Raw genomic sequence first — 23,913 nt, 5'->3', positions numbered from 1 at the left:
GGGATACCAGACCCTCGTCGCGGCTCTGCCCTGATCACGTCCGGGTTTCCTCAGCGCGGCCGAACGGAGCGCCTCCGGCGGATACCCGAGCACGGGCGAGAGTCCGGCGCAGGAAGTCGAGGCCCTCGGTGGCGAGCGCATCCTGGCTTGTGGCAAGCGGGCGCCACACGGAAGCAGCCACAGCGATCGTGGCGTTGTGGGCGGTGAACGACTCGATGCACAGCGGGCCTTCGTAGCCGCACGCCTCCAGTTCCGCCATGAAGGCGGACCAGTCGAGGTGGTCGGCACCGGGAGCGCCACGGTCGTTGGCACACACCTGTACGTGCACGATGCGGCCGGCGGCTTGCCGAACGGCTTCCGTCAGCGAGCGTTCCTCGATGTTCTGGTGGTATGTGTCCAGGGCGATGCCGACCGTGTCCTCGGGCAGGCCGTCGAGGGCCTGGAGGGTCTGGGCGACGGTGTTGAGCAAGCTCGTCTCGTAGCGGTTCAACGGCTCCACGGCAAGGCGGACGTGGGCGTCGGCAGCGTATTCGGCGACGGGCACGAGATGCTCGCGCCATTCCTCGTACGCCGCTCGGCGTTCGGCGGGCTTCAGGCGCCAAGTGCGTCCGACTGCCGCGTACAGCGGACCCGCCACCACCCCGGCGCCGACGCCATGTGCGGCGTCCACGCAGCGGCGCAGGTAGTCCTGGGTGGCGTGGACCACGGTCGGGTCAGTGCGCACCAAGTCGCGCCCCGGCGGCAGCACTGCGATGACGGCCGCCGGATCAATGCCGGTGGCCTCCAGGAGCTTCCGCGTGCGGGCCGCCTCCCAGTCGCCGGGTTGCTCCAGCGGGAGTTCGGCGCAGTCGAAGCCCCAGCCGGCCAGGCGCGGCAGCACTTCGGCGAGGGCAGCACCGGTCACCGGCGAGTGCCAGATCCAGGGGTTGGCGCCCAGCTGCGGCGCGTAGGAGCTCACTTCTTGCCCCAAGCCTCGGGGAAGCCGGGCAGATTCTCGCAGCCGCACATCGCGTAGTGCAGCGGCGGCATGCCCGCCTTCAGGTACTGGTCGAGGTTGTCCTCGGTGACGGTGGGCTGGGGCAGCTTCCACTTCTTGGGGACCTGCTTGCCGTCCAGGATTTTCAGCGCGGCGATGACCGGGGTACGCCACTGGAATGTCGGGTAGGTGGGGGCGATAGCGGTGAGCTTCTTGTCCTTCCATGCCTGCAAGAAATCCTGCTGGTCCTCGCCGGTGATCGGCGGTACGTCGACGCCGGCGTCCTCGAATGCCTCCACTGCGGCGACCGCTGTGGCGCCGGAGTCCATCCAGACGCCGTCGATCGTGCCGTGGCGGGAGATGGCGTCGGCGACGACGGACTTGGTCTTGACGGGGTCGCCCTCGGTGAACTTCACGTCCACTACATCCAGTTCGCTTTTGTCGAAGGCGGCCTTCCCGGCCGACCAGCGGTTCTCCAGGACATCGACGCCGGGTGAGATGCGCAGTGCGAGGATTTTGCCCTTGGGCTTCACTTTGTCGATGAGGAAGTCGGCCGCGACGGCGCCGTAGCCGTAGCCGCCGATGGGGTTGATGAAGGTGACGGCGCAGTCGGTTTCCACACCCCGGTCGAAGACGATCACGGGGAGCTTGCCGCAGGCCTCCTTCACCGCCGGGGTGAGAGTGGCGGTGGTGTTGGGCGAGACGATCAGAGCGTCACAGTTCTTGCCGGTGAGCTCCTGGATGTCGGAGATCTGCTTGTCGTCCTTGCCTTGCGCGTCCAGAACGGTGAACTCGCTGATCTCCTTGTGGAGTTTTACCTCTGCCTTCATGGTCGTCAGGCCGACCTGGCGCCAGGGGTTGAAGACTCCGGCGTTGGAGAAGCACAGGTGGATGCCGCCGGATCCCTTCTTCTTGTACTGAGCCGTGTCGGCCATCTTCGGCTCGATCATCTGCTCCCACGGCTTGCCGTCCGGTCCCTCAGGTGCGGCTCTGGTGAGCTTCAGCTGCTTCTTGTACTCGGCTTGGTCGAAGAATTTCGACTGCTTGCCGTCGCTCCCGCTGTCCGGGGCACCCTTCGAGCCGGCCGGGGAGTCCGGTGGTATGTCGCTGGAACAGGATGTGATCAGAGCACTTGCGAGCAGCAGTGCGGACGGCGCCCAAAGTCGGCTGCGGATCATGACGGTGTTCCTCCAGATGAGCGAGTACGGGTGCGGCGCAGCCGGGACCAGTTGGCGGCTCCGAGTCCCACCGCGGCGATGACGATCACGCCTTGCACGGTGGATTCCAGGGCGCCGGAGACGCCTTGGAGGTTGAGCAGGGTGAACAGGGCCTGCAGCGAGAAGGCGCCGGCCATCGCGGACACGACCGACCCACGCCCGCCGCCCAGGGCGACGCCGCCGAGCACGACAGCGGTGATGGCCTCGAACTCGTAGCCGCGGCCCGCCTGCGCGGAGACTCCGGAGAACCCGCCGACAAGGATCGCCGTGAGCGCGGCGGCGACACCGGAGAGAACGAATGCGAGTACACGGACACGATGGGTGCGCACACCTGACAGCGTGGCGGTGCGTTCGCTGTCCCCTGTGGCGATCAGCGTACGGCCGAAGTCCGAACGCATCAGCCAGACGGCCAAGACCCCGGCGGCGAGGCAGGCGAGCGCGGCCCAGGGCAGCCAGCCGAAGGCCGAGCCCCGGCCGAGAATGCGGAAGTCCTCCGGCAGAACGCCGTGCGGGGAGCCGCCGGCCCAGTAGAAGACGGCGCCTTCGAGGATCAGCATCATGCCCAGAGTGGTGATGAAGGACGGCACCCGCAGGAACGTGGTGATCAGACCGTTCGCGAGGCCGGCAACCGCCCCGGCCAGGAGCAGAGCCAGGCTGATGACCAGCCAGTGGGCCTCGGGGAAGGAGCCGTACAGCTCGGCCGCGACGACCACACCCGCGGTGACGACTGCCCCCACGGACAGGTCGAACTCGCCGCTCACGACGACCAGGTACTGCCCTGCGGCAAGGATCACCAGCGGCGCGGTGCGTTTCACGAAGGCGAGGAAGCGGTCGGGTTCGTAGAAGTCCGGGTTCGTCAGGGCGAGTGCGGCGAACAACACCGCGAGGAGGGCGTAGACGGGAGCACCCGCACCAAGTGCCGCAGTACCCCTCTTGCGCCATACGGCCGTTGCGGTGGTCATGCGGTCCTCCTGCTGCCGCGCCGGGCGTAGAGGGCGACTGCGGCGATGATGACGACGCCGCGGACGACGTTCTTGAAGAACGGGTCGATGGACAACTGGTTGAAGACGCTGTCCAGGACTGCCAGAAGCAGTACACCGCCGAGCGTGCCCAAGACCCCGCCGCGTCCGCCCGCGAGGGCGGTGCCGCCGAGGACGACCGCAGCGATGGAGTCCAGGTCGTACCGGGCTTCCGTGCCGGCCCAAGGCGCACCCGAGCCGAGCCGGGCGGCCAGGAAGAGGGCGGCGGCGCCGACGCACAGCGAGCACAGGACATGGGCGATGACGACGGTGCGTCTGGTGCGTACTCCGGACAGGCGGGCGGCGTGCTCGTCGCCGCCGGTGGCGTACATGTGGTGGCCCAAACGAGTACGGCGGGTGATGAACCACAGGACGGCGGCGACCGCCGCGAGCAGGAAGATCGATACGGGTATCGGTCCGATGCGGTCGTAGCCGAGGTGCTGGAAGGACGCGGAGACCTTTCCGGCGGGGCCGGTGTAGTTGTCCTCGATCCAGCCGCGCAGGATGAACGCGGTGCCGAGGGTGGCGATGAACGCGTTGACCTTGAGTCCGGTGACGATGAGGCCGTTGGCCAGGCCCGCCGCGGCTGACATGGCGAGCACGGCCACCACCGCGGTCAGGACGCTGCCGCTCGCCATCGTCTCGGCCGCGACAAGGGTGCCGAGGCTGATGAGGTAGGCGACGGAGAGGTCGAGGGAACCCGTAAGGATCACCAGGCTCTGGCCGACTGCGACCAGTCCGAGGGCCACGCTGTTGGACAGGATGATGGTGATGTTGGTGCGGGTCAGCAGCTGGCCGCCGGCGAGCGCGACGACAATCCAGCCGAGTACGATGACGGCAGCGGCCGCGAGCCAGATGCCGACAGCAGGGTCGGCCAGGCGGGACCTGCGGACGGCGTCCGGCTTGAGGACCGCCGACGGTGCGACGGTGGTTCCGGTCATGCGACGGCCTCCCGGTCGGCACTGGCGGTGGCGAGGCGCATGATGTCCTCTTCGCCTGCCCCGGCAGGCAGTTCGCCGACGATGCGTCCGTCGGCCATGACCAGGATGCGGTCGCTCATACCGATGAGTTCGGGCAGCTCGGACGAGATGATCAGGACAGCGAGGCCCTCGCGGGCCAGTTCGCGGACCAGGGTGTGAACGGCCGCCTTGGCGCCGACGTCGACGCCTCGGGTGGGTTCGTCGAAGAGCAGGACCCGCGGGCGTGCGGCCAGCCATTTGGCGATGACGACCTTCTGCTGGTTGCCACCCGACAGAAACTGGACCTGTTGGTCACCGCTGCGGGCGTGCAGGCGTACGCGCTCGAGCAACTGGCCGATACTTCCGGCGGCGGAGCGCCGGCCGCGGGCGGGGATGGCTCTGGTGACCAGGAGGGCGTTGTCGCGCACGGACTGGCGCAGGGCCAGGCCCTCGGCCTTGCGGTCCTCGGTGACCAGAGCGATCCCGGCGCGGATGGCCTGGCGCGGGCTGGTGGGCCGCAAGGTGTGGTTCGCGACGGTCATCGTGCCTTCGGTGAAGGGTGCGTCGCCGAACAGGGCCCGGGCCAGCGACGTACGGCCCGACCCCTGCAGTCCCCCGATGCCGGTGATCTCACCCGCACGCAGCTCGATGTCGATGCCCGACAGACGCCCGTTGCCGCCGCCTCGAACCGCCAGTCTGACGTCGCCGATCTCCTCCGGCCGAGCCCTCTGCGGGTAGTAGGCGCTCAGCTCCCTTCCCACCATGGCGCGTACGACGGCGTTGGTGTCGGTCTGCTCGGTGAGCAGCGTGGTGACGTGCCGCCCGTCCTTCAACACGGTGATGCGGCGGGACAGGTCGAAGACCTCGCGCAACCGATGCGAGATGTAGAGGATGCCGAGACCTCGCCCGGCCAGGCGCCGCACGAGATCGTGCAGCAGGCCCGCCTCGTGCTCGGCCAGAGGTGCGGTCGGCTCGTCCATCACGAGGACTCGCACGTCCGAGGCGAGCGCCTTGACGATCTCGACCGTCTGCATGCGGGCGACGCTCAGGTCTCGGACGTACATCCGCGGAGTGATCGCCGTCTCGCCGAGCTCGGCGAGCAGCTGTGCGGTGCGTTCCTCCATGGCCCGGCGGTCCACCAGGCCCCGTCGGGTGGGTTCGCGGCCGAGGAACACGTTCTCGGCGACGGTGCGGTGTCCCAGGAGCGCGAACTCCTGGTGGATGATGCCTACCCCGGCGGCCTGCGCCTGGGACGGGTGGGTGAAGCGGTGTGCGGTGCCGTCCAGGTGGATGGTGCCCGCGTCGGGTATGTGCTCGCCTGCGGCGACCTTCATCAAGGTCGACTTGCCCGCGCCGTTCTCGCCCACCAGCGCATGGATTTCGCCGGCTTCCAGATCCAGTGACACGTCGTGCAGGACGGACACCCCCAGGAAGCTCTTGGACACGTGCTGCATCGACAGCAACGTCGTCATTACGTGTGGCTCCTTCTACTCACAGCCTTGGTCAGACGCCAATGGGCTCCAGGTAAGGCGGTGCCGGAATCACCGTCGCCGGCACCGCCATCACTCAGTTCAGCCCAGCCCAGCCCAGCTCAGCTCAGCTCAGCTCAGCTCAGCTCAGCTCACGAAAGCTTCCACTTCTGCTGGGCACCGCCGTGGCACGGCCAGATGATCAGCCGTGTTCCGTCGGCCGAGCCTGCGCCCTCGGCATCCAGGCACTTGCCCCTGTTACGGATGGTGCCGTCGGACTGCACCGACCAGTCCTGCCCGGCGGACCCGTTGCAGTTCCACAGCTGCACCTTGGCGCCATCGGCCGTGGACGCCCCGGCGACATCGAGGCACTTGCCCAGCGAGCGCAAGGTGCTTCCGGTGGGCGTCCACTTCTGATGGGCACCGCCATTGCACGTCCACAGCTGGACTTTCGTTCCGTCCGCCTGTGCGCCCTTGTCCACGTCGACGCACTTGTTGCCGATCCCGACGATCTGCTTCGCCGAGCCGCCTCCGCCCTGGCCGACGCCCGCACCCGTGAACTTCATCGAGTCGATGTCGTACGCATTGTTCGTGGGCGTCTTGAACACCATGAACAGCTCCGTGGTGCTGCTGGGCTTGGTGACATTCACCGCCGGCATGTCGACGTAGTTGTCCCATCCCCCGGTGCTCTTGACCGGTGTGGAGGAGATCAATGGGCCGGTCGGTGAGCCGTCGCGCAGTTCAACCGTGCCGCCGCCGGACGGCGACGAAAGGCGGATCGACACCTGGTCGATCCCGGTGAGGTTGACCGGGTTGAAGGAGATCCAGTCGTTGTTGCTGATGTCGCCGATCCGCGCGCCGGACTCGGCGCCGCCCTGCGACACGACCCTCACTCCGGACTGCCTGGTGAAGTACTCGGCCTGCTTGTGCTTGGGCTGCAGCACGATCTTCTTGCTTCCGGTCAGGGCGGGAACTCCGTCGGCGCCCTTGTCGGTGTAGCTGGAGTTGGCGACGTAGAACGCGTTGAGGTTGGCGTGACCCGCGTCGGTCTCGGGCTTGAGGGTGCCGGAACATCCCGGGATCGCAGCGGCATCGTGCGCGTGCCCGTCATGCCCGAGCGAGGGCACGGTCTTCACCTTGGCGCAGTCCACGGTGCCGTCCTCGGGGTCGGTGACGTCCACCTTGAACGGGATCGAGTCACCCCAGTCGAACATGCCGCCGTCCGGTATCGACAGCTTCACCACCGGCTCGGTGTTGCCCGAGGTCACCAGCGCATTTCCCACGCCCGTCCGGCCTCCGGCATCCGTGACAGTGAGCTGCGCGGTGAACTGCCCCTTCCGCGTGTACGTGTGCGTGGGGTTCGCCTCGGTCGAGGTCCCTCCGTCCCCGAAGACCCACTTGTACGTGATCGGAGTGCCCTCCGGGTCCTTCGAACCCTCGCTGGAGAACTTCACCGTCAGTGGGCTTTTGCCGGATGCAGGGGTCGCGGTGGCCTTGGCGATCGGCCGCCGGTCGCCTCTCGTGTAGTCGATGCGGTACAGGCCGGAGTCGGGATTGTCCCGGCCGAACCCGGTCCCCCACTCAAGGATGTACATCGAGCCGTCCGGACCGAACTTCATATCCATGGGCGACTTGAAGCCCATGTTCGACACAAAGTCGTTGATCTTCAGCAGTCGCCCGTCCTTGTCGAGGCGGAACTCCCACAGCTTGTTGCGCGACCACTCGCCGAAGAACGGCGTCTGGTTGAAGTAGGCAGGGAACTTCGTCTCCGACGGATTGTTTTTGTCGTACTGGTAGACCGGGAACGCGGCCGGGGCCTCGCCGCCGCTGCCCAGTTCGGGGAACTTGTCGCCGTGGGCGCCGTTGCCGTACCAGACGTCGGCCTTGCGGACCGCGGGCAGGTCGGTGAGGCCGGTGTTGTTCGGCGAGTTGTTCACCGGCTTGTCGCAGTTGAACTTCGGCCCGGACCGGCCGGTGGCGAAGTCGTAGTGGTTGTACGGGATATTGTCACCGACGCAGTACGGCCAGCCGTAGAAGCCCGGGGACTTGATCGCGTTCCATTCCACGATCGCGGCAGGGCCACGGTCGGGATGGTCGTTCGCGGCATCGGGGCCGTAGTCGGCCGCGTAGATCGTACCGTTGGCGGGGTGCACGGAGAACCGGAACGGATTGCGGAAGCCCATCGCGTAGATTTCGGGCTTCGTCTTCTCCGTCCCCGGCGCGAACATGTTGCCGGACGGAATCTTGTAGGTTCCGTCGGTCTCCGGGTGAATGCGAAGGATCTTGCCACGCAGGTCGTTGGTGTTGGCCGCGGTGGACTGGGCGTCGTTGTCCGCGTGCCCCGGGCGCTCGTCGATGGGTGCGTATCCGTCGGAGCGGAACGGCTCGATGTCGTCGCCGGTGCCTATGTAGAGATTCCCGTTCGGCCCGAAGGTGATGTAGCCGCCGGTGTGGCCGGGCTCCGGGTTCCGGCGCGAGGACGGCACCTTCATGATCACCTTTTCGCTGGACTTGTCCAGTGAGTCGCCGTTCACCGTGAACCGGGACACCCGGGCTATGTCCTCGGTGCCGCCGGCCGGCGAATACATCAGGTAGATCCACTTGTTCGTCGCGAAATCGGGGTCGAGTGCCAGGCCCGTCAGACCGTCCTCGCCACCCGTGTACACGTCGAGCGTGCCCGCGGTGACCACCTCGCCGGACGGCTTGGAGACCTTCACCTTGCCGCCGTACTCGGCGTAGAACACCCGGCCGTCCTTGGCGACGTCCAGCTCGCTCGGGCCTACGGTGCTCTCGTCCAGCGGCACCTTCTCGTAGCTCGCCCAGGTCGTCGGGCCACAATCCGACTCGACCTTGCCGCCTGCCGACTCCACTCCGCCCACGATGTGTTCGCGGAAGGCGGCTTCGGTGTACGACTCTTTGTCGTGTCCCATGGCAGTGGCCCACACCCTGCCGCCTTCGGCGTCACGACACCAGGAGATCGGATGGTCGGCGCCCATGGCGTCGGGGCCCGGGTTGTAGGTCTTCTCGTCCGCGGTGACGAGAACGTGCACGTCACCCCGGGGATTCTTGTCGAAGTTGTACCACTCCTCGGCCCGCTCCCAGCGCTCGGGCAGCGACTTGGTGGAGGGGTGGACGCGGTCGGCGACCTTCGCTGTTCCTCGCAGCACTCCGGGCGAGTGGGTCGGCATGTGGGCACCGCCATTGATCAGCTTGTCCCACCACGGGAAGTCCTTCTCGATGCCCATGTCGAGGGCGTTGTGGATGGCTGCAACGCCACCACCGCCGTTCACATACTTCTGCATCGCCTGACGCTGGGCGGCGGTGTCCCACACCATGCCGGATGTCTGGAGCATCACCACTACGTCGTACTTGGCGAGGTCTGCGTCGTTGAAGACCTTCGAGTCCTCGCTCTTGGTCACCTCCCAGTCGTGCTCGGCGGCCAGCTGGTCGAACATCGTGATGCCCGCCGGGATGGAGTCGTGCCGGTAGGCGTCGGGATGGGTCTTGGTGAACAGCAGGACGTGCAGGCCCTTTGGATGTGCGGCGACCGGCGCGACCAACCCGGCCGACACCAGCAACGCACACAGCACGGGCAGTAACACTCGTATGGATCTGAATCTTGATCTGGACTTGTGCCGCATCGTGACTCCTCCAATTCGCTGTGCAGGGCAGCCTGCTGATCAGGGCGGCTTGTGAGTGAGCCCGCCGTGACCTCACGTGAGGACGGCGGCATAGACGACTTGGGCTGTGCGTACGAGGGGCATACCGGCCACACGAGCCTCTGGTGCTGAGGTCGGACAAGTGGCCCGCGAGGACGCTTGCGTGAGGTGGCCGGCCCGGCCCGAGCACGCGCCTGGGCGCGCGAAGGAGGTCCGGGCCAGATGCGCGGACTACAGATCAGGAGCGATGCCCACGGCAGTCGGGTCCGCCGCCGGCCGGACCCGGCGTAACTGGACCACAGATGAAGTGGGGCTTCGTCGCCTCAGGTGTCGCCCGAGGCATCCAAGCACTTGCCGAAGGGAGTTGTGCATGCTCTCGATCCACAGTTCAACCTCCATGCCGGAAGTGGGATCTCGCGCCCGAGCGGTCCATGACATGTGCGGATGGTTCGTCCGGAACCTAGCGGCCTTTCTCCCGTACCGGAAGACCTTGCGCATAAGACCGGCTATCTTTTCCCAGTCTCAGGACAAACGCGTGGGTGAGCTCGCATGAACACCCGCTGGCCTTGGCGAGCCTGACCAGCGGGCTCACGGCGATGGTGGCTGCACACCGCCCCTGCGCACGCTCCGCGTAGGCGGCCGACGAGGCGACTCTCGATGTGCCGCCAACGGCTTCAGCGGCCCCGGCGCCGCGCCGGACTTCAGCGCACGCGCCGCGCGCGGCTTCGCCCTCGCCCGTCTGAGCCGATACGCGGGCAGCACCGCTGCGAACCCACTCCGCGCGGGCTTGCTCACGCCACCGCGCGAAGTCCTCCACCTCGATGGCGGCCTGCTCGCACAGCCCGCCCTCGGGCACCTGGCCGCGCACGCCCTCGGGCAAGCCGAGCAGCTTCCGGTCGGCCTCTGCCGCAACCTTCGGCCGCCCGGCCTGCGCAGCTCCCGGTGCCACCGTGAGGACAGAAGGCGCAGGTCCAGTGACGGTTCACGTGCTGGCACACGGTGACTCGACCGCACAGCTCGACCGCACAGGCGGCCCTGTCAGCATGTGGTCTATAGCCGCTGATGTTGCCATGCACGGCGCCACTTCCCCGCCCATCCGGCGCGTGCCACCCCTTGCCACTTGCACTACGGGGACATTCTCCCTACCCGCCCCGTCCGTCCGCGGGCTGCCAATGACGGAGGCCATGCGGCGGGCGCGCGAGCACGGCGTGCTGGAGCGGCTGCCGCTGTTCGACCGGCTCACCGGGACCGGCGCGGTCTGGGCCGACGGCCGTACCGTCGAGGCGGACACGGTCCTGTACGCCACCGGCTTCCGCGCCGCCGTCGACCACCTGGCCCCGCTCAAGCTGCGCGAGCCCGGCGGCGGCATCCGTATGGAGGGCACCCGCGCGGTACGGGACCCCCGCATCCATCTTGTCGGCTACGGCCCCTCCGCCAGCACCATCGGCGCCAACCGCGCGGGGCGTGCGGCGGTGCGGGACGTTCGGTGGTTGCTGGAGGAGGACGCGGGGGTGGGGGCTGCGGGGGTGGGAGCTGCGGAGGTGGGAGCTGCGGAGGTGTTCCTGCCCGCTTCGAGGTGACGTAGGGGTGAAGGTCTCCCCGCGGGTGTATGGATGCGGGCCGACATCGGTCGGATGCCGGCCCGCATCGGTCGAGTACCGGCCCGCATCGGTCGGGTGCCGCCCCACATCGGTCGGGCCCGTCCCTGCCGTTCAGCCGTCGGCAGTGCGTCCGTAACCGGTCACTGTGAGACGTCGAGTGTCTGCTGAGTCGGTCACTGCGATACGTCCAGCGTCTGCTGAGCCGGGCGCTGCGTGTGCGACGGCTGCGCTGTGCGGATCTCCGCCGTGCCGACGCCCTCGAAGAGCTGGTCGCCCGCCTTGACCGGCGCGGTGCCGAAGGCGCTCCGGAAGGATGCGGCGCCCTGGTCCGTCAGGGTGAAGGCGATGCGGCCGGAGTTGATCTTGCCGGAGGCGAGCCGGGCCTGCTTGCGGTCCAGTTTGAACGCCAGGAACGCCGTCCTCGCCGGACGGGCGCCCCGGACGTCTCCGGACACCCGGCCCGTGGCGAGGTCGGCCTTCAGGTGGTTGACCCGCAGGTGGCGGGCGCCGCGCGTGAAGTCGAAGCCGCCGTCGAAATGCATCTCGCCCTGGGTGAGGCCGCGGTTGAACGCACCGCCGGTGATCGGTGTGCTGACACACCGGCGCTCGCGGGTGCCGGTGAGCCGGGCCGGGCGGATGGCGGTGAGCCGTACGTGCGCCTTGGCCAGGGCACGGGTGGCGCCGGGCGTCAGGCAGAAGTCCCCGGTGCCCTTGCCCAGCCGGGTCAGCTCCCCTTGGGGCGCGGGGGCCGGGTGCGGGCCGTCCGGGGCGGTGGCCAGGGCGAATCCGCCGCCCAATGGCCCGGTGAGGGCGAGCGCGGTCACACAGGCCGTGGTCAACAGGCGGCGCGGTGCGGACATGGAGGCGTCTCCTTCGCATACGGCTGCGGTCGGCCACGGCGGACCGGCAGCGTTGCTGTGTTTGCTACAGGTATTGACGCCCTGGCCCCGGTGGTGACGGCCACACCCGCTAATCACCCGTTCGTCCGATAGGTACTGGACGCTTCCCGGGTCTCGGGGCTCGGGTCCCGGGTCCCTGGAGAGCGCGGAAGGCGTGCGCAGCGAACCCGGCTCGCACAGCCCGGTCCCGCCCCCGAGCCCCCGCCCACCGCGGCCCCGCACCCTGGCATCCGCCCGCAGCCACTGCAGTTCTTTGTCGTTTTGGTGCCAAGAACGCGGAGGCGGCCCGGCCCGGCATTAGCGTCCTCTTTCCATCCCTGGAGCAGTTCCGCCCCTGGAGAAGTTCCATCCCTGGAGAAGGAGGGCGCTGTGCGCAATGTCGGACGACGGCGTTCGGTGACCGGCAGTGTCCGGTCGCGGTTCTCGGTGGGTACGGGGCTGGTCGTCGCCGGGCTTTCCCTGACGGCCGTGGCCATCCTGCTGCCGGTGCAGTTGTTCGCGAGCAGCGGCAGCGCGGCCGGGAGTTCCGCGCCTGCCGCGCAGGACGACGGGCTCGGGGTGTGGAACACACCGTCGGGCCCCCTGTCACCGCTCGACCGGGAATTCGTCAGAAAGGTGCGGCAGGCCGGGCTGTGGGAACTGCCCGCGGGCCGGCAGGCGCTGCAGCGCGGTACGCGGCAGGCCGTCCAGCACGCGGGCCGGCATTTGATGGAAGGGCACACCGACCTCAATCAGCGTGCCGCCGAGACGGCCCGCGCCCTGAACATCACGCTTCCCGGACAGCCGACTCCCGAGCAGCAGGGCTGGCTCGCCCAGCTCGACGCGGCCGAAGGGGACATCTATGAGCGGCTGTTCACCAATCTCGCGCGCCGGGCGCACGGCAAGGTCTTCTCCCTCGTCGCGCAAGTGCGGGCGAACACCCGGAATTCCATGATCCGGGATTTGGCCACCCGCGCCAATTCCGTCGTGCTCGATCACATTACGGCCCTGGAGCAGACCGGACTGGTCGACTTCGCAGCATTTTCCGAAGGGTAGGCACCCAGTGGCTCATGCCCGCATACGGTCACGCCGTCCGCACAGCCGTCCGGATAACCCTGTGTACGCCACCGGCGACCAGCCGCGAACCGCGGATTCCCGGCCCCCGTGAAACGACCGCGCCGGGCGCACGTATTACCGCGAGACCGCGTCGCCGCAAAGAGGCACCGGCCGCAGGACCACCCCGCGATCAGAAGCGAAGTGATGACATGAAACGGCAGGAACGGATACCGGAGCGAACGGCGCGCCCGCACAAGAGGGCGCGCCTTTCCAAGCGGAGCGGCGCGCTGATCCTCGCGGCGCTGGCCGCGTGCGGTGGTACGGCGGTGATCGCCGCCCAGGCGCTGGCGGGGCCCGGCACGCCCGGGGCCGGCGGTGCGGACGCCCCGGCGGGCACCCCGTCGAGCGGTACGGCGGGCGGCACGGGCACAGCGGCCGGCCGGACGATCAGCTGCCCGGACGTGGGGCAGCGGCTGCGCAGCCTTCCGTCCGCTGCAGCGCCCGAAGTGAACCGTGATCTGGGGAAGTTGGACGCGCAGGTCGCCCAGGCGTTCCGACGGTGGTCGGCCGATCCCGGCACGCAGAGCGAGGTGCTGCGCGGCCTGGAGCAGGACCGCAAGGCCACCATCGGGCGGATCACGGACGCACTGCGCCGGGCCGGCGGGCAGCCGGACGCGCTCGACCGGCTGAGCGCGTGCCGCACGACGACGGGGAATCCGGCCGCCACGCGGAACGCGCCCAAGGACGCCCGGGGCGGGAACGGCGCGGACAACGGCCCGTTCCGCGACGACTTCGTCGACATCAGAACCGTACGGCCGAATGCGCGAGATGATGGCCGAGGAGGGCGCGGCGCCGCCTCCGGGTCGTTCCGCTCGGAATGCGGACGCAACGAGAACCGGCACAACAACCCGGACAATCTGATCGTGGCACCGGGCGTCAGCAACGGCGCCCACCATATGCACGACTATGTCGGCAATCTGGCGACGGACGCGTTCTCCTCCGACCGGAAACTGGCCGGGGCCGGTACGACCTGCGGCAACGGGGACCGGTCCACGTATTACTGGCCGGTGCTGCGGCTGCGGGACAACGGGCGCGAACGGGACGCCGACGCACCCGGCGGCGGGCAGGACGGCAACGTCGGCACCATCCTCCGACCGGCGAAGGTGGCGCTGGAATTCGACGCGACCGGCGCGGGAAAGGTCACCGCCATGCCCCCGTTCCTGCGGAACCTCACCGGCGACGCGAAGGCGCTGACGAACGGCCCGGCCAACGCGAACGCCTCGTGGAGCTGCACCGGTTTCGAGAACCGGCAGTTGAAGAACAAGTACCCGGTCTGCCCTCGGGGCAGCGACGTCGTACGATCGCTGGCGTTTCCCAGCTGCTGGGACGGGCGCAACATCGACAGCGCCAATCACCGTACGCATGTGGTGTTCCCGGACGGGAACGGGCGGTGCCGCGACGGGTTCCGGGCCATTCCCCGGCTGGTGCAGCGACTGACGTATGCCGTTCCCCCGAACGCACGGTACGCGGTGGACAGTTTTCCGGACCAGCTGCACAACCCGGTGACGGATCACGGGGATTTCATCAACGTGATGCCGCAGCAGCTGATGCGTACGGCCGTGGACTGCATCAATTCCGGCCGCGACTGCCGGTGAAAGGAGGGATTTCCGGCATGCGGCTTCCCTCCGGACCGGTGCTGTCCCTTGTCGGGGCGGGCGGCCTGTCCTGCGCGATCGTCGTGGCCGGGTATGTGAACGGCGGCCCGGCACCGGCCTCCCGGCACTCCCCGCTCCCCGCGCACGCCGCTCCCTCCCCCGGCGTGACCGGTCCGCCGGTCTCCATGGCGCGGATCGCCGCCGCCCTCGGCTGCCGCGCCGAAGTCATCGTCGACGCCCAGGAGCTGCGCGAGGGCGGCTGCACCACCCGCGCCGGCACCTTCCGCATGCTGACCTTCAGCAGTGACGCCAACAAGCGCGCCTGGCTGACCGAGGCGCAGGCGTACGGGGGGACGTATCTCGTCGGCACCCGCTGGTCGGTCACCGGTCCGTCCCGGAGCGCGCTGGCCCCGCTCCGGGCCGCCCTGGGCGGTGCCGTGGAAACGGGCGGCGGTCATGGCCGCTCCTCCCCGCATGATCACGCCCCTTGACGTGGGCGAATACCCCGGCACAGCCGGAAACGGGCACCACGGTGCCCGTTTTCCGTGTGTGACGGCCTCCCGGCGGTGGTAGTGATCACGGACGCGGACGTATGTTCGCGTCCGTGAACCCCTGTGCGGTCCCCCGCACGTCCCCCGCACACCCCCGCAACGATCCCTGGAGGCATCCCATGGCATCCCCGCACCCCGTCGCGCCGACCGCGTCCCCGCTTCCGCTGATGCAGTTAGCCACCGGGTTCTGGGCGTTCAAGACGCTGGCCACCGCCGACGAGCTGGGCCTGTTCGGCATGCTCGACCGGCTGGGCGGCGGCACGGTCGAGGAATGCGCCGAGGAGCTGGAGATCGGCACCCGGCCCGCGGGGATGCTGCTGACCGGCTGCGCGGCGCTGGACCTGCTGGAACGCCGCGGGGACGGCCGCTTCGTCAACTCGGCCCTGGCCGACGCCTATCTGGTGCCGGGGCGCCCGTACCACTTCAGCGGCTGGCTGCGGATGCTGGACCAGCGGCTGTATCCGGGCTGGGGCCGGCTCGGCGAGGCGGTGCGCACCAACCGGCCCACGACCTGGGACCCCGACAAGCAGCCGCACCTGTTCGACACCGAGGACCCGGGGCTGCTGTCCGTCTTCTGGGAGGCGATGCACGCGCTGTCGTCGTGGACCGCGCAGCGGCTCGGCGAGGTGGTGGACCTGACCGCCGGGACGCGGCTGCTGGACGTGGGCGGCGGCTCCGGCGCGTACGCCATCGAGCTGTGCCGGCAGCATCCGGGGCTGAAGGCGACGGTGTACGACTTGCCGAAGGTGTGTCCGGTCGCGGACCGCAACATCGCCGACGCCGGGCTCGCGGACCGGATCGGCACCCACCCCGGCGACTTCCTCGCCGAGCCCGCGCTGCCCGGCGGGCACGACGTCATCGTGCTGTCGATGATCCTGCACGACTGGGACGAGGACACCAACCGCATGCTGCTCGACAAGTGCTGTGCGGCGCTGCCGCCCGGCGGCACCCTGGTGATCAGCGAGCTGATGGTGGACGACGATCTGACCGGGCCCGCGCCGGCCGCCCTGATGAGCCTGAACATGCTGGTGGAGACCGAGGGCGGCCGCAACTACACGGCGGCGGAGTACAGCTCCTGGCTGACGGACGCCGGATTCTCCGAGGTGCACAAGGTGCCGTTCGAGGCGCCCGGCGCCAACGCGGCCGTCGTCGCCCGCAGGTGACGCCCGGACGGTGATCCGGAACGCGGGCGGTCCGCGGTGCGCGGGCCGCGGACAGCCCGCGCACCGTGCCTCAGGTCTCCAGCTTCTGCTTGGCGGTCTCCGGCAGGGTCAGATAGACGACGAAGGAGACCAGGCAGAGCACGGAGACGTACCAGGGGAAGAGGTCCGGGTGTCCGGCCTGCTTGAACCAGGTGCCCACGTAGGGCGCGGTGCCGCCGAAGAGGGCCACGGTCAGGGAGTACGGGAAGCCGATGCCGGCGGCCCGTACGCGGGCCGGGAAGACCTCGGCGTTCACGGCCGCGGCCACCGCCGTGTAGCCGGTCAGCAGCACCATGCCCGCGCACTGCACCAGCAGCAGCGACCAGAACGCGTCGGTCACCAGGTGCAGCAGCGGTACGGCGAGCACGGCGAAGCCCAGCGCGAAGCCGAGCAGCAGCGGCTTGCGGCCGATCCGGTCCGAGAGCATGCCGCCGAGCGGCTGGAGCACGGTGAAGAAGAGCAGCGACAGGGTGCCGACGGTGAGCGCCTGGCCCTTGTCGAAGCCCGCATTGACCTGCGCGTACGTGGGCAGGTAGGTGGTCCACGTGTAGTACGCGAGGGTGCCGCCCGCGGTGATGCCGCAAATCAGCAGGGACTGCCGGGGGTGGCGGCGCAGCGCCTCGAAGAGGCCGGGGCGGGCGGCTGCGCGCTGCTCCGCGCTGCGCGTCTCGCGCGCCCCGCTGCGCACCCACAGGCCGATCAGGCTGAGCACCGCGCCGATCAGGAACACCACGCGCCAGCCCCACTGCCCCATCTGGTCCTCGGTGAGGACGCCCGCCAGCAGCGCGGCGGTGCCGGAGGCCAGCAGCTGGCCCGCGGTGGTGGAGACGTACTGGAAGCTGGAGAACAGCCCGCGCCGCCCCGGGCCCGCCGATTCGACGAGAAAGGTGGTGGAGGCGGCGAACTCACCGCCGACCGAGAGTCCCTGGACGAGCCGGGCGACGACGAGCACGACCGGCGCCAGCACGCCGGTGGCCGCGTAGGTGGGGGTGACGGCGACGAGCAGGCTGCCGCCGCCCATCAGGAGGATCGTCACGGTCAGCGCGGCCCGGCGGCCCCGGCGGTCGGCGACCGCGCCCATCAGCAGTCCGCCGATCGGGCGCATGAAGAAGCCCACCGCGAAGACCGCGAAGGTGGACAGCAGCGGCACCAGGGAGTTGCCGGTGCCCTTGGGGAAGACCCGGTCGGCGATGTAGACGGCCAGGAAGGAGTACGCGTACCAGTCGTACCACTCCACGGCATTGCCGACCGACGCCGCGGCCAGCTGCCGCAGCTGCGACACCCGCCGTGGCGCGCCGTCGGGTCCTTGCGCCTTCGCTATGTCCGGGGCCTGCTCCGCACGTGTCATGGTCCTCCGCTCCGGGTCCTTCTCCTTCGCCCGCCGCTGGGGCAGGATGAGCCGACAGGTGATCATGTACCGGTGAGACGGCCCGCCGCCAGCGTCCGCGACGGCCGAAAGGAGATGGCAACGTGCGTGTAGCACTGTTCGTCACCTGCATCAACGACACGCTCCACCCGGACACCGGCCGGGCGGTGATCACGCTGCTGGAACGTCTCGGTGTCGAGGTGGGATTCCCCGAGGAGCAGAGCTGCTGCGGCCAGCCGCAGTACAACACCGGCTACCGCCATCTGACAGAGCCGCTGGTGCGCCGCTTCGACCGGGCCTTCCGGGACTACGACTACGTGGTCACCCCGTCCGGCTCGTGCGCGGCCATGGTGCGCGACAACTATCCGCGGATCGCGGAGCGGGCGGCGGCCGAGGGGCGCGACGGCCGGGACCTGGCCGACGCGGCGGCGAGCGCCGTACCGAAGACCTACGAACTGACCGAGTTCCTGGTCGATGTGCTGAAGGTGACGGACGTGGGCGCGTACTACCCGCACACCGTCACCTACCACCCCACCTGCCACGGCCTGCGGATGCTGCGCCTGGGCGACCGGCCACGGCGGCTGCTGGAGCACGTCAAGGGCCTGGAGCTGCGGGAACTGCCGGGCGCCGAGGAATGCTGCGGCTTCGGGGGCACCTTCGCGGTGAAGAACGCGGCGGTGTCGGCCGCGATGGGCGCCGACAAGGTGCGGGCCGTACGGGAGACGGGCGCGGAAGCGGTCTGCACGGTCGACAACTCCTGTCTGCTGCACATCGGCGGCATGCTCAGGCGCGAGGGCGCGGCGGCCCGGCCCGTGCACATCGCGGAGATCCTGGCCGCCACGGAGGCCACCACCAAGGCCGGTGCCCGGGAGCCGGCCGGTACGGAAGGGAGCCGGCGGTGAGCGGCACCTATCTCGGCATGCCCGCCTTTCCCGCGGCCGCCGCGTCGTCCACGCAGGACGCCCGGCTGCGCGCGAACCTGCGGTACGCCACCCACACCATCCGCGACAAGCGCGCCAAGGCGGTCGCCGAACTGGACGACTGGGCGCGGCTGCGGGCCGCGGGCGCCGCCGTCAAGGACCGCACACTGCGCCATCTCGACCACTATCTGGAACAGCTGGAGGAGTCGGTGGCGGCGGCCGGCGGGCAGGTGCACTGGGCGGCGGACGCCGCCGAGGCCAACGCCATCGTCGCCCGGCTGGTGCGGGAGACCGGCGAGCGCGAGGTCGTCAAGGTCAAGTCGATGGCGACGCAGGAGACCGGGCTGAACCGGGCGCTGGCCGAGGCGGGCATCACCGCGTACGAGACGGACCTGGCCGAGCTGATCGTGCAGCTCGGCGACGATCTGCCGTCGCACATCCTGGTGCCCGCGATCCACCGCAACCGCGGCGAGATCCGGGACATCTTCCGCGAGCGGATGGGCCGTTGGGGCCGCCCGGCGCCCGAGGGGCTGTCCGACGCGCCGGGCGAGCTGGCGGAGGCGGCGCGGCTGCACCTGCGCGAGAAGTTCCTGGACGCCAAGGTCGGCATCTCGGGCGCCAACTTCATGGTGGCGGAGACCGGCACGCTCGTCGTCGTGGAGTCCGAGGGCAACGGCCGGATGTGCCTGACGCTGCCGGAGACGCTGATCTCCGTCGTCGGCATCGAGAAGGTGGTGCCCACCTGGCAGGACCTGGAGATCTTCCTCCAGCTGCTGCCCCGCTCCTCGACCGCCGAGCGGATGAACCCGTACACCTCGATGTGGACCGGGACGACGGACGGGGACGGCCCGCGCACCTTCCACCTCGTGCTGCTGGACAACGGGCGCACCGACACCCTCGCCGACACGGTGGGGCGCCAGGCGCTGCGCTGCATCCGCTGCTCGGCCTGCCTGAACGTCTGCCCGGTGTACGAGCGGGCCGGCGGGCACGCATACGGCTCGGCGTATCCGGGCCCGATCGGCGCGATCCTCACCCCGCAGCTGCGCGGTACGGCGAGTGAGCTGGACGCCTCGCTGCCGTACGCGTCGTCGCTGTGCGGCGCCTGTTACGAGGTGTGCCCGGTGGCCATCGACATCCCGGAGGTGCTGGTGCACCTGCGGGAGCGGGTGGTGCAGGGCGGCAAGGTGACGCGGCGCGGGGTGAAGACCGTCCTCAAGCCGGCCAAGGGGCACGCTGCCGAGCGGGCCGCGATGCGCGCGGCGGGGTTCGCCTTCGATCACCCCGGGGTGCTGCGGGCGGGCCAGCGGCTGGCGGGCCGCACGCGGCGGCTGCATCCGCGCCGGCTGCCGGGCCCCGGGCACGCCTGGTCGGACACCCGGGACCTGCCGCCGGTGCCGGCCGAGTCCTTCCGCGACTGGTGGCGGCGTACGCGTGGAGAGGAGCGGGGCAAGTGAGCAGCCGGGATGTGGTGCTGGCGCGGGTGCGCCGGGCGCTGGCGGACGTACCGCGCGGCGAGGGGCCCGAGGACCCGCCGGTGCCGCGCGACTACCTGCGCGCCCATGGCTCCCGTACGGACGAGGAGCGGGTGGCGCTGCTGGCGGAGAATCTGGAGGAGTACCGGGCGGTGGTGCACCACTGCGCCGAGGACGACGTGCACATGCTGATCACGCGCCTGGTCAGCGGCTCGCAGACGGTGCTCGTACCGCCCGGGCTGGACCCGTGGTGGATGGCCGCCGCCGACCCCACCCGTATCCACGACCGGGCGGCGAGCACCACGCGCGGACTCGACGCGGTGGGCAGTGTCGTCACCGGCTGTGCGGTGGCGATCGCGGAGACCGGCACGATCGTGCTGGACGGCTCGCCCGACCAGGGGCGCCGCCGGATCTCGCTCATCCCCGATCACCACGTCTGTGTCGTCCGGGTCCCGGACCAGGTCGTCGACTCGGTGCCGCAGGCGCTCGAACGGCTCGACCCGACGCGGCCGTTGACGTGGATCTCGGGTCCGTCGGCGACCAGTGACATCGAGCTGGACCGGGTGGAAGGGGTGCACGGGCCGCGGAAGCTGGAGGTCGTACTGCTCTCGGAGTAAGGCGAGCGGGCCCGGGGGCCGGGTGCGGGAAGTGGCGTGAAGGGCGTCTTGTGTTGCGCCCCTTGCTGTTCGACCCTGGCGCTTCCTGTTGCCTTGCGTTCGGAGCTGTTTCCATGAACGTACGTCGCATCGACCGCCGGTCCTTCCTCGCCACCGGCGCCGCGCTGGCCGGGTGGGCCGCGTTCGCCGCACAGAAACGGGCCTTCGCCGCCTCCTCCGCTGCCGGTGGGGAGTGGGACGCCGCCCCGCGGATCTTCCAGGTCAACCGGGAACCGGCCCGTACCCGCCTGGTCCCGTACGGCGACACCCGGGCCGCACGGGCCGGCGAGTTCCGCGCGTCCCCGTACTACCGCTCCCTGGACGGCAGTTGGCGCTTCCACTGGTCCAAGAACCCCGACGAGCGGCCCCGCGACTTCTTCGCGCCCCGGTACGACGACAGCGGCTGGGACCACATCACCGTGCCCTCCAACTGGGAGATCGAGGGCTATCCGGAGCCGATCTACCTCAACGTCAAGTACCCGTGGATCGGGTACGAGGACCCGCAACCGCCGCACGTCCCGCACGGGTTCAACCCGGTCGGCTCCTACCGGCGCGCCTTCACCGTCCCCGAGAGCTGGGACGGCCGCCGTACGCTGCTCTCCTTCCAGGGCGTGAAGTCCGCGTTCTTCGTGTGGGTCAACGGCGAGCGGGTCGGCTACAGCGAGGACAGCTACACCCCGGCCGAGTTCGACGTCACCGAGCGGCTGCGGCCCGGCAGGAACGTCCTGGCCGTCGAGGTCTACCGGTGGTCCGACGGCAGCTGGCTGGAGGACCAGGACATGATCGACCTCTCCGGGATCTTCCGCGACGTGTACCTGTACTCCATCGCCCCGGTGCACCTCCAGGACCTGCACGTACGCACCGCTCTCGACGCCGCGCACCGCGACGCGGAACTGACCGTGTCCGCGACCGTACGCAACCGGGGCGCTGCGGCGGGCGGGCACCGGCTGAGAGCGGAGCTGTACGACGAGCGGGGGCGGCCCGCGCTGCCCGCGCCGCTGACCGCCGAAGTCCGCTTCGGCGGCCGGCCGGAGGCCACGGTCGAGCCGAAGGCCACCGTCCGCGCCCCGCACCTGTGGTCCGCCGAGACCCCGTACCTCTACACGCTCGTGCTCACCCTCACCGATCCGGCCGGACGCATCGTGGACGTGCAGAGCACCCGGGTGGGCTTCCGGTCCGTCGCGTACGGGCCCGGCACGCTCGCCGTCAACGGGCGGCCAGTCGTCTTCCGCGGCGTCAACCGGCACGAGACCGACCCCGACCACGGGCAGGCGGTGCCCGAGGAGCGGATGCTCCAGGACATCCGCATCATGAAGCAGCACAACATCAACGCCGTCCGCACCTCCCACTACCCGGCCGATCCGCGCTGGCTGGAGCTGTGCGACGAGTACGGCCTGTACGTCGTCGGCGAGGCGAACCTGGAGTCGCACGGGGTCCGCGACCGGCTGCCCGGCAGCCTGCCGGAGTGGACCGACGCCTGCCTGGACCGGATGCGGTCGATGGTCGAGCGGGACAAGAACCACCCGTCCGTCGTGGTGTGGTCGCTGGGCAACGAGGCGGGCCAGGGCAGCACCTTCCGGGCCATGGCGGACTGGACGCACCGCCGCGATCCGTCCCGGCCGGTGCACTACGAGGGCATGAACGCGGTCGCCGACATCGAGAGCCGGATGTACGCCAAGCCGGACGAGGTCGAGCGCTACGGGAAGTCCGGCAACCCCAAGCCGTTCCTCCTGTGCGAGTACGCGCACTCCATGGGCAACAGCACCGGCAACTTCCAGGAGTACTGGGACGTCTTCGAGCGCTACCCGAACCTGCACGGCGGCTTCATCTGGGACTTCGTCGACCAGGCCATCCGCCGGCCCGTCCCCGGCGACCCGCACCGCACATACCTCTCCTACGGCGGCGACTGGCACCCCGGCTACCCGACCGACTGGAACTTCAGCTGCAACGGCATCGTCTCCGCCGACCGCGTGCTGCACCCGGCCATCCACGAGGTCAAGAAGGTCTACCAGGCCGTCCGGATGTCCGCCGCCGACCTCGCCGCCGGTACGGTACGGATCGCCAACCGGCAGCTGTTCCTGGGCCTGGACGGCTACGAGCTGCGCTGGGAGGTCACCCGCGACGGCGAGCGGACCGAGCACGGCACGCTGCCCGCGCCGCAGACCGCGCCCGGCCGGGAGACGACCGTACGGATTCCCTTCACCCGGCCCGAACGGCCCGCCCCCGGAGCCGAGTACTGGCTGAACCTCGCCTTCGTACTGCGGCACCCGTCCCCTTGGGCGGACGCGGGCCACACCGTCGCCGCCGAACAGCTCGCGCTGCCCTGGCGCACCCCCGCGCCCGCCGAGCCCTCCCCCGCCGGACTGCCGCCGCTCCGCCTCACCGAGTCGGACCGGGCGGTCACCGTCACCGGGCGCGACCTCGAACTCGTCCTGGACAAGGCGAGCGGCACCCTGTCGGCCTACCGCCACCGCGGACGGGCGCTGCTGACCGCCGGGCCGGTGCCCAACTTCTGGCGCGGGCCCACGGACAACGACATCGGCCGTGACGCGCACAAGTCGCTGCGCACCTGGCGCGAGGCGGGCGCCAAGCGCACCGTGACGCGGGTGCGGGCCGCGCGGCCGTCCGACTCCGAGGTGACCATCGAGGTCACGGCCGAGCTGCCCACGTGGCCCTCCGCCTCCGGCTGGCACACCGTCTTCACCGTGCGCGGTGACGGCGAGGTACGGGTGCGGCACACGCTCACGCCGGGCCACCGGCTGCCCGACCTGCCGATGGTGGGCGCGCTGCTGACCGTACCGGCCGGGCTGGAGACCTTGAGCTGGTACGGGCGGGGGCCGCACGAGAACTACTGGGACCGGCGCACGGCGGCGTTCGTCGGCCGGTACCGCAGCAGCGTCGACGCCCAGTTCGGCCCGTATGTCCGGCCGCAGCAGACCGGCAATGTGACCGATGTGCGCAGTGCCTCGCTGACCGGCCGCGACGGTACGGGGCTGACCGTGCGCGCGGAGCCGGGCGACGGCGCGCCGCTGCTGGAGCTGAGCGCCCTGCACTACGCGCCGTCCGACCTGGAGAGCGAGCGGCACGAGCACCCGTACGAGCTGAAGCGGCGCCCCGAGACGGTCCTCGGCGTCAACCACCGGCAGATGGGCGTCGGCGGGAACGACTCGTGGGGCGCGCCGCCGCTGGACGCGTACCTGCTGCGTGCCGACCGGGCCTACAGCTACGCGTACCGGCTGCGGCCTGCGTGAAGTGGG

The 23,913-nt window shown here is 70.0% G+C and carries 17 protein-coding genes and 1 pseudogene; 9 read left to right on the top strand and 9 right to left on the bottom strand.

What is annotated here, in order from left to right; all coding sequences use genetic code 11:
* Nucleotides 1-34: 34 nt before the first annotated feature.
* The 7 genes from IH45_RS0108990 to IH45_RS1000000148640 all read right to left on the bottom strand — a co-directional run bounded on the left by IH45_RS0108990 (nt 35) and on the right by IH45_RS1000000148640 (nt 10,179).
* Nucleotides 35-958: a sugar phosphate isomerase/epimerase family protein gene (locus IH45_RS0108990; protein ID WP_050514671.1), complete on the bottom strand. Its 924-nt coding sequence runs from the start codon at nt 956-958 to the stop codon at nt 35-37.
* Nucleotides 955-2,154 carry an ABC transporter substrate-binding protein gene (locus IH45_RS0108985; protein WP_030664117.1) on the bottom strand — a complete coding sequence of 400 codons (1,200 nt, stop codon included), beginning with the start codon at nt 2,152-2,154 and terminating at the stop codon, nt 955-957. The genes IH45_RS0108990 and IH45_RS0108985 overlap by 4 nt, the downstream gene beginning before the upstream one ends.
* Nucleotides 2,151-3,155: an ABC transporter permease gene (locus IH45_RS0108980; RefSeq protein ID WP_030664114.1), complete on the bottom strand. Its 1,005-nt coding sequence runs from the start codon at nt 3,153-3,155 to the stop codon at nt 2,151-2,153. Before IH45_RS0108980 ends, IH45_RS0108985 begins: the two co-directional genes overlap by 4 nt.
* Nucleotides 3,152-4,153, bottom strand: a complete 1,002-nt coding sequence (locus IH45_RS0108975) for an ABC transporter permease (RefSeq protein WP_030664110.1) — start codon at nt 4,151-4,153, stop codon at nt 3,152-3,154. Before IH45_RS0108975 ends, IH45_RS0108980 begins: the two co-directional genes overlap by 4 nt.
* On the bottom strand, nt 4,150-5,634 hold the full coding sequence (locus IH45_RS0108970) for a sugar ABC transporter ATP-binding protein (RefSeq protein WP_030664108.1): 1,485 nt from the start codon (nt 5,632-5,634) through the stop codon (nt 4,150-4,152). Before IH45_RS0108970 ends, IH45_RS0108975 begins: the two co-directional genes overlap by 4 nt.
* A gap of 158 nt (nt 5,635-5,792) precedes the next feature.
* On the bottom strand, nt 5,793-9,281 hold the full coding sequence (locus tag IH45_RS0108965) for a ThuA domain-containing protein (RefSeq protein WP_050514670.1): 3,489 nt from the start codon (nt 9,279-9,281) through the stop codon (nt 5,793-5,795).
* Nucleotides 9,282-9,759: 478 nt separating this feature from the next.
* Nucleotides 9,760-10,179 carry a hypothetical protein gene (locus tag IH45_RS1000000148640; protein WP_158812979.1) on the bottom strand — a complete coding sequence of 140 codons (420 nt, stop codon included), beginning with the start codon at nt 10,177-10,179 and terminating at the stop codon, nt 9,760-9,762.
* Between the two features lie 274 nt (nt 10,180-10,453).
* On the opposite strand from IH45_RS1000000148640, the pseudogene IH45_RS0108960 reads away from it, so the two are divergent.
* A pseudogene (locus IH45_RS0108960) lies at nt 10,454-10,879 on the top strand (pyridine nucleotide-disulfide oxidoreductase); the annotation flags it as partial.
* Between the two features lie 194 nt (nt 10,880-11,073).
* Here IH45_RS0108960 and IH45_RS0108955 read toward each other — a convergent pair.
* Nucleotides 11,074-11,760 carry a hypothetical protein gene (locus IH45_RS0108955; RefSeq protein WP_030664101.1) on the bottom strand — a complete coding sequence of 229 codons (687 nt, stop codon included), beginning with the start codon at nt 11,758-11,760 and terminating at the stop codon, nt 11,074-11,076.
* 507 nt (nt 11,761-12,267) lie between these two features.
* Between IH45_RS0108955 and IH45_RS0108950 the strand changes: the two genes are divergently transcribed.
* The 4 genes from IH45_RS0108950 to IH45_RS0108935 all read left to right on the top strand — a co-directional run bounded on the left by IH45_RS0108950 (nt 12,268) and on the right by IH45_RS0108935 (nt 16,203).
* Complete coding sequence (locus IH45_RS0108950; RefSeq protein WP_324607925.1) at nt 12,268-12,834, top strand: DUF4142 domain-containing protein; 567 nt, start codon at nt 12,268-12,270, stop codon at nt 12,832-12,834.
* A 209-nt stretch (nt 12,835-13,043) separates the two neighbouring features.
* Nucleotides 13,044-14,489 (top strand): DUF1996 domain-containing protein, encoded by a 1,446-nt coding sequence (locus IH45_RS0108945; protein ID WP_030664095.1) that lies wholly within the window; start codon nt 13,044-13,046, stop codon nt 14,487-14,489.
* A 17-nt stretch (nt 14,490-14,506) separates the two neighbouring features.
* Nucleotides 14,507-14,980 carry a hypothetical protein gene (locus IH45_RS0108940; RefSeq protein WP_050514669.1) on the top strand — a complete coding sequence of 158 codons (474 nt, stop codon included), beginning with the start codon at nt 14,507-14,509 and terminating at the stop codon, nt 14,978-14,980.
* Between the two features lie 101 nt (nt 14,981-15,081).
* Nucleotides 15,082-16,203 (top strand): methyltransferase, encoded by a 1,122-nt coding sequence (locus tag IH45_RS0108935; protein ID WP_463607444.1) that lies wholly within the window; start codon nt 15,082-15,084, stop codon nt 16,201-16,203.
* Nucleotides 16,204-16,273: 70 nt separating this feature from the next.
* Here IH45_RS0108935 and IH45_RS0108930 read toward each other — a convergent pair whose 3' ends face one another.
* Nucleotides 16,274-17,590 carry an MFS transporter gene (locus IH45_RS0108930; protein WP_030664087.1) on the bottom strand — a complete coding sequence of 439 codons (1,317 nt, stop codon included), beginning with the start codon at nt 17,588-17,590 and terminating at the stop codon, nt 16,274-16,276.
* 122 nt (nt 17,591-17,712) lie between these two features.
* Between IH45_RS0108930 and IH45_RS0108925 the strand changes: the two genes are divergently transcribed.
* The 4 genes from IH45_RS0108925 to lacZ all read left to right on the top strand — a co-directional run bounded on the left by IH45_RS0108925 (nt 17,713) and on the right by lacZ (nt 23,907).
* A complete protein-coding gene (locus IH45_RS0108925; RefSeq protein ID WP_030664084.1) occupies nt 17,713-18,510 on the top strand; it encodes a (Fe-S)-binding protein in 798 nt (265 codons plus the stop codon).
* Nucleotides 18,507-19,982: a lactate utilization protein B gene (locus tag IH45_RS0108920; protein ID WP_030664079.1), complete on the top strand. Its 1,476-nt coding sequence runs from the start codon at nt 18,507-18,509 to the stop codon at nt 19,980-19,982. The genes IH45_RS0108925 and IH45_RS0108920 overlap by 4 nt, the downstream gene beginning before the upstream one ends.
* Complete coding sequence (locus tag IH45_RS0108915; protein WP_030664076.1) at nt 19,979-20,617, top strand: LutC/YkgG family protein; 639 nt, start codon at nt 19,979-19,981, stop codon at nt 20,615-20,617. The genes IH45_RS0108920 and IH45_RS0108915 overlap by 4 nt, the downstream gene beginning before the upstream one ends.
* A gap of 113 nt (nt 20,618-20,730) precedes the next feature.
* Nucleotides 20,731-23,907 (top strand): beta-galactosidase, LacZ type, encoded by a 3,177-nt coding sequence (lacZ, locus tag IH45_RS0108910; protein ID WP_030664074.1) that lies wholly within the window; start codon nt 20,731-20,733, stop codon nt 23,905-23,907.
* The last annotated feature ends 6 nt before the right edge of the window (nt 23,908-23,913 follow it).

The sequence above is a fragment of the Streptomyces rimosus subsp. rimosus genome (genome assembly GCF_000720725.1).
Lineage (GTDB): Bacteria > Actinomycetota > Actinomycetes > Streptomycetales > Streptomycetaceae > Streptomyces > Streptomyces rimosus_A.
Note: the sequence above shows the minus strand (reverse complement) of the source record. Positions and strands in the feature narration are given on the sequence as shown.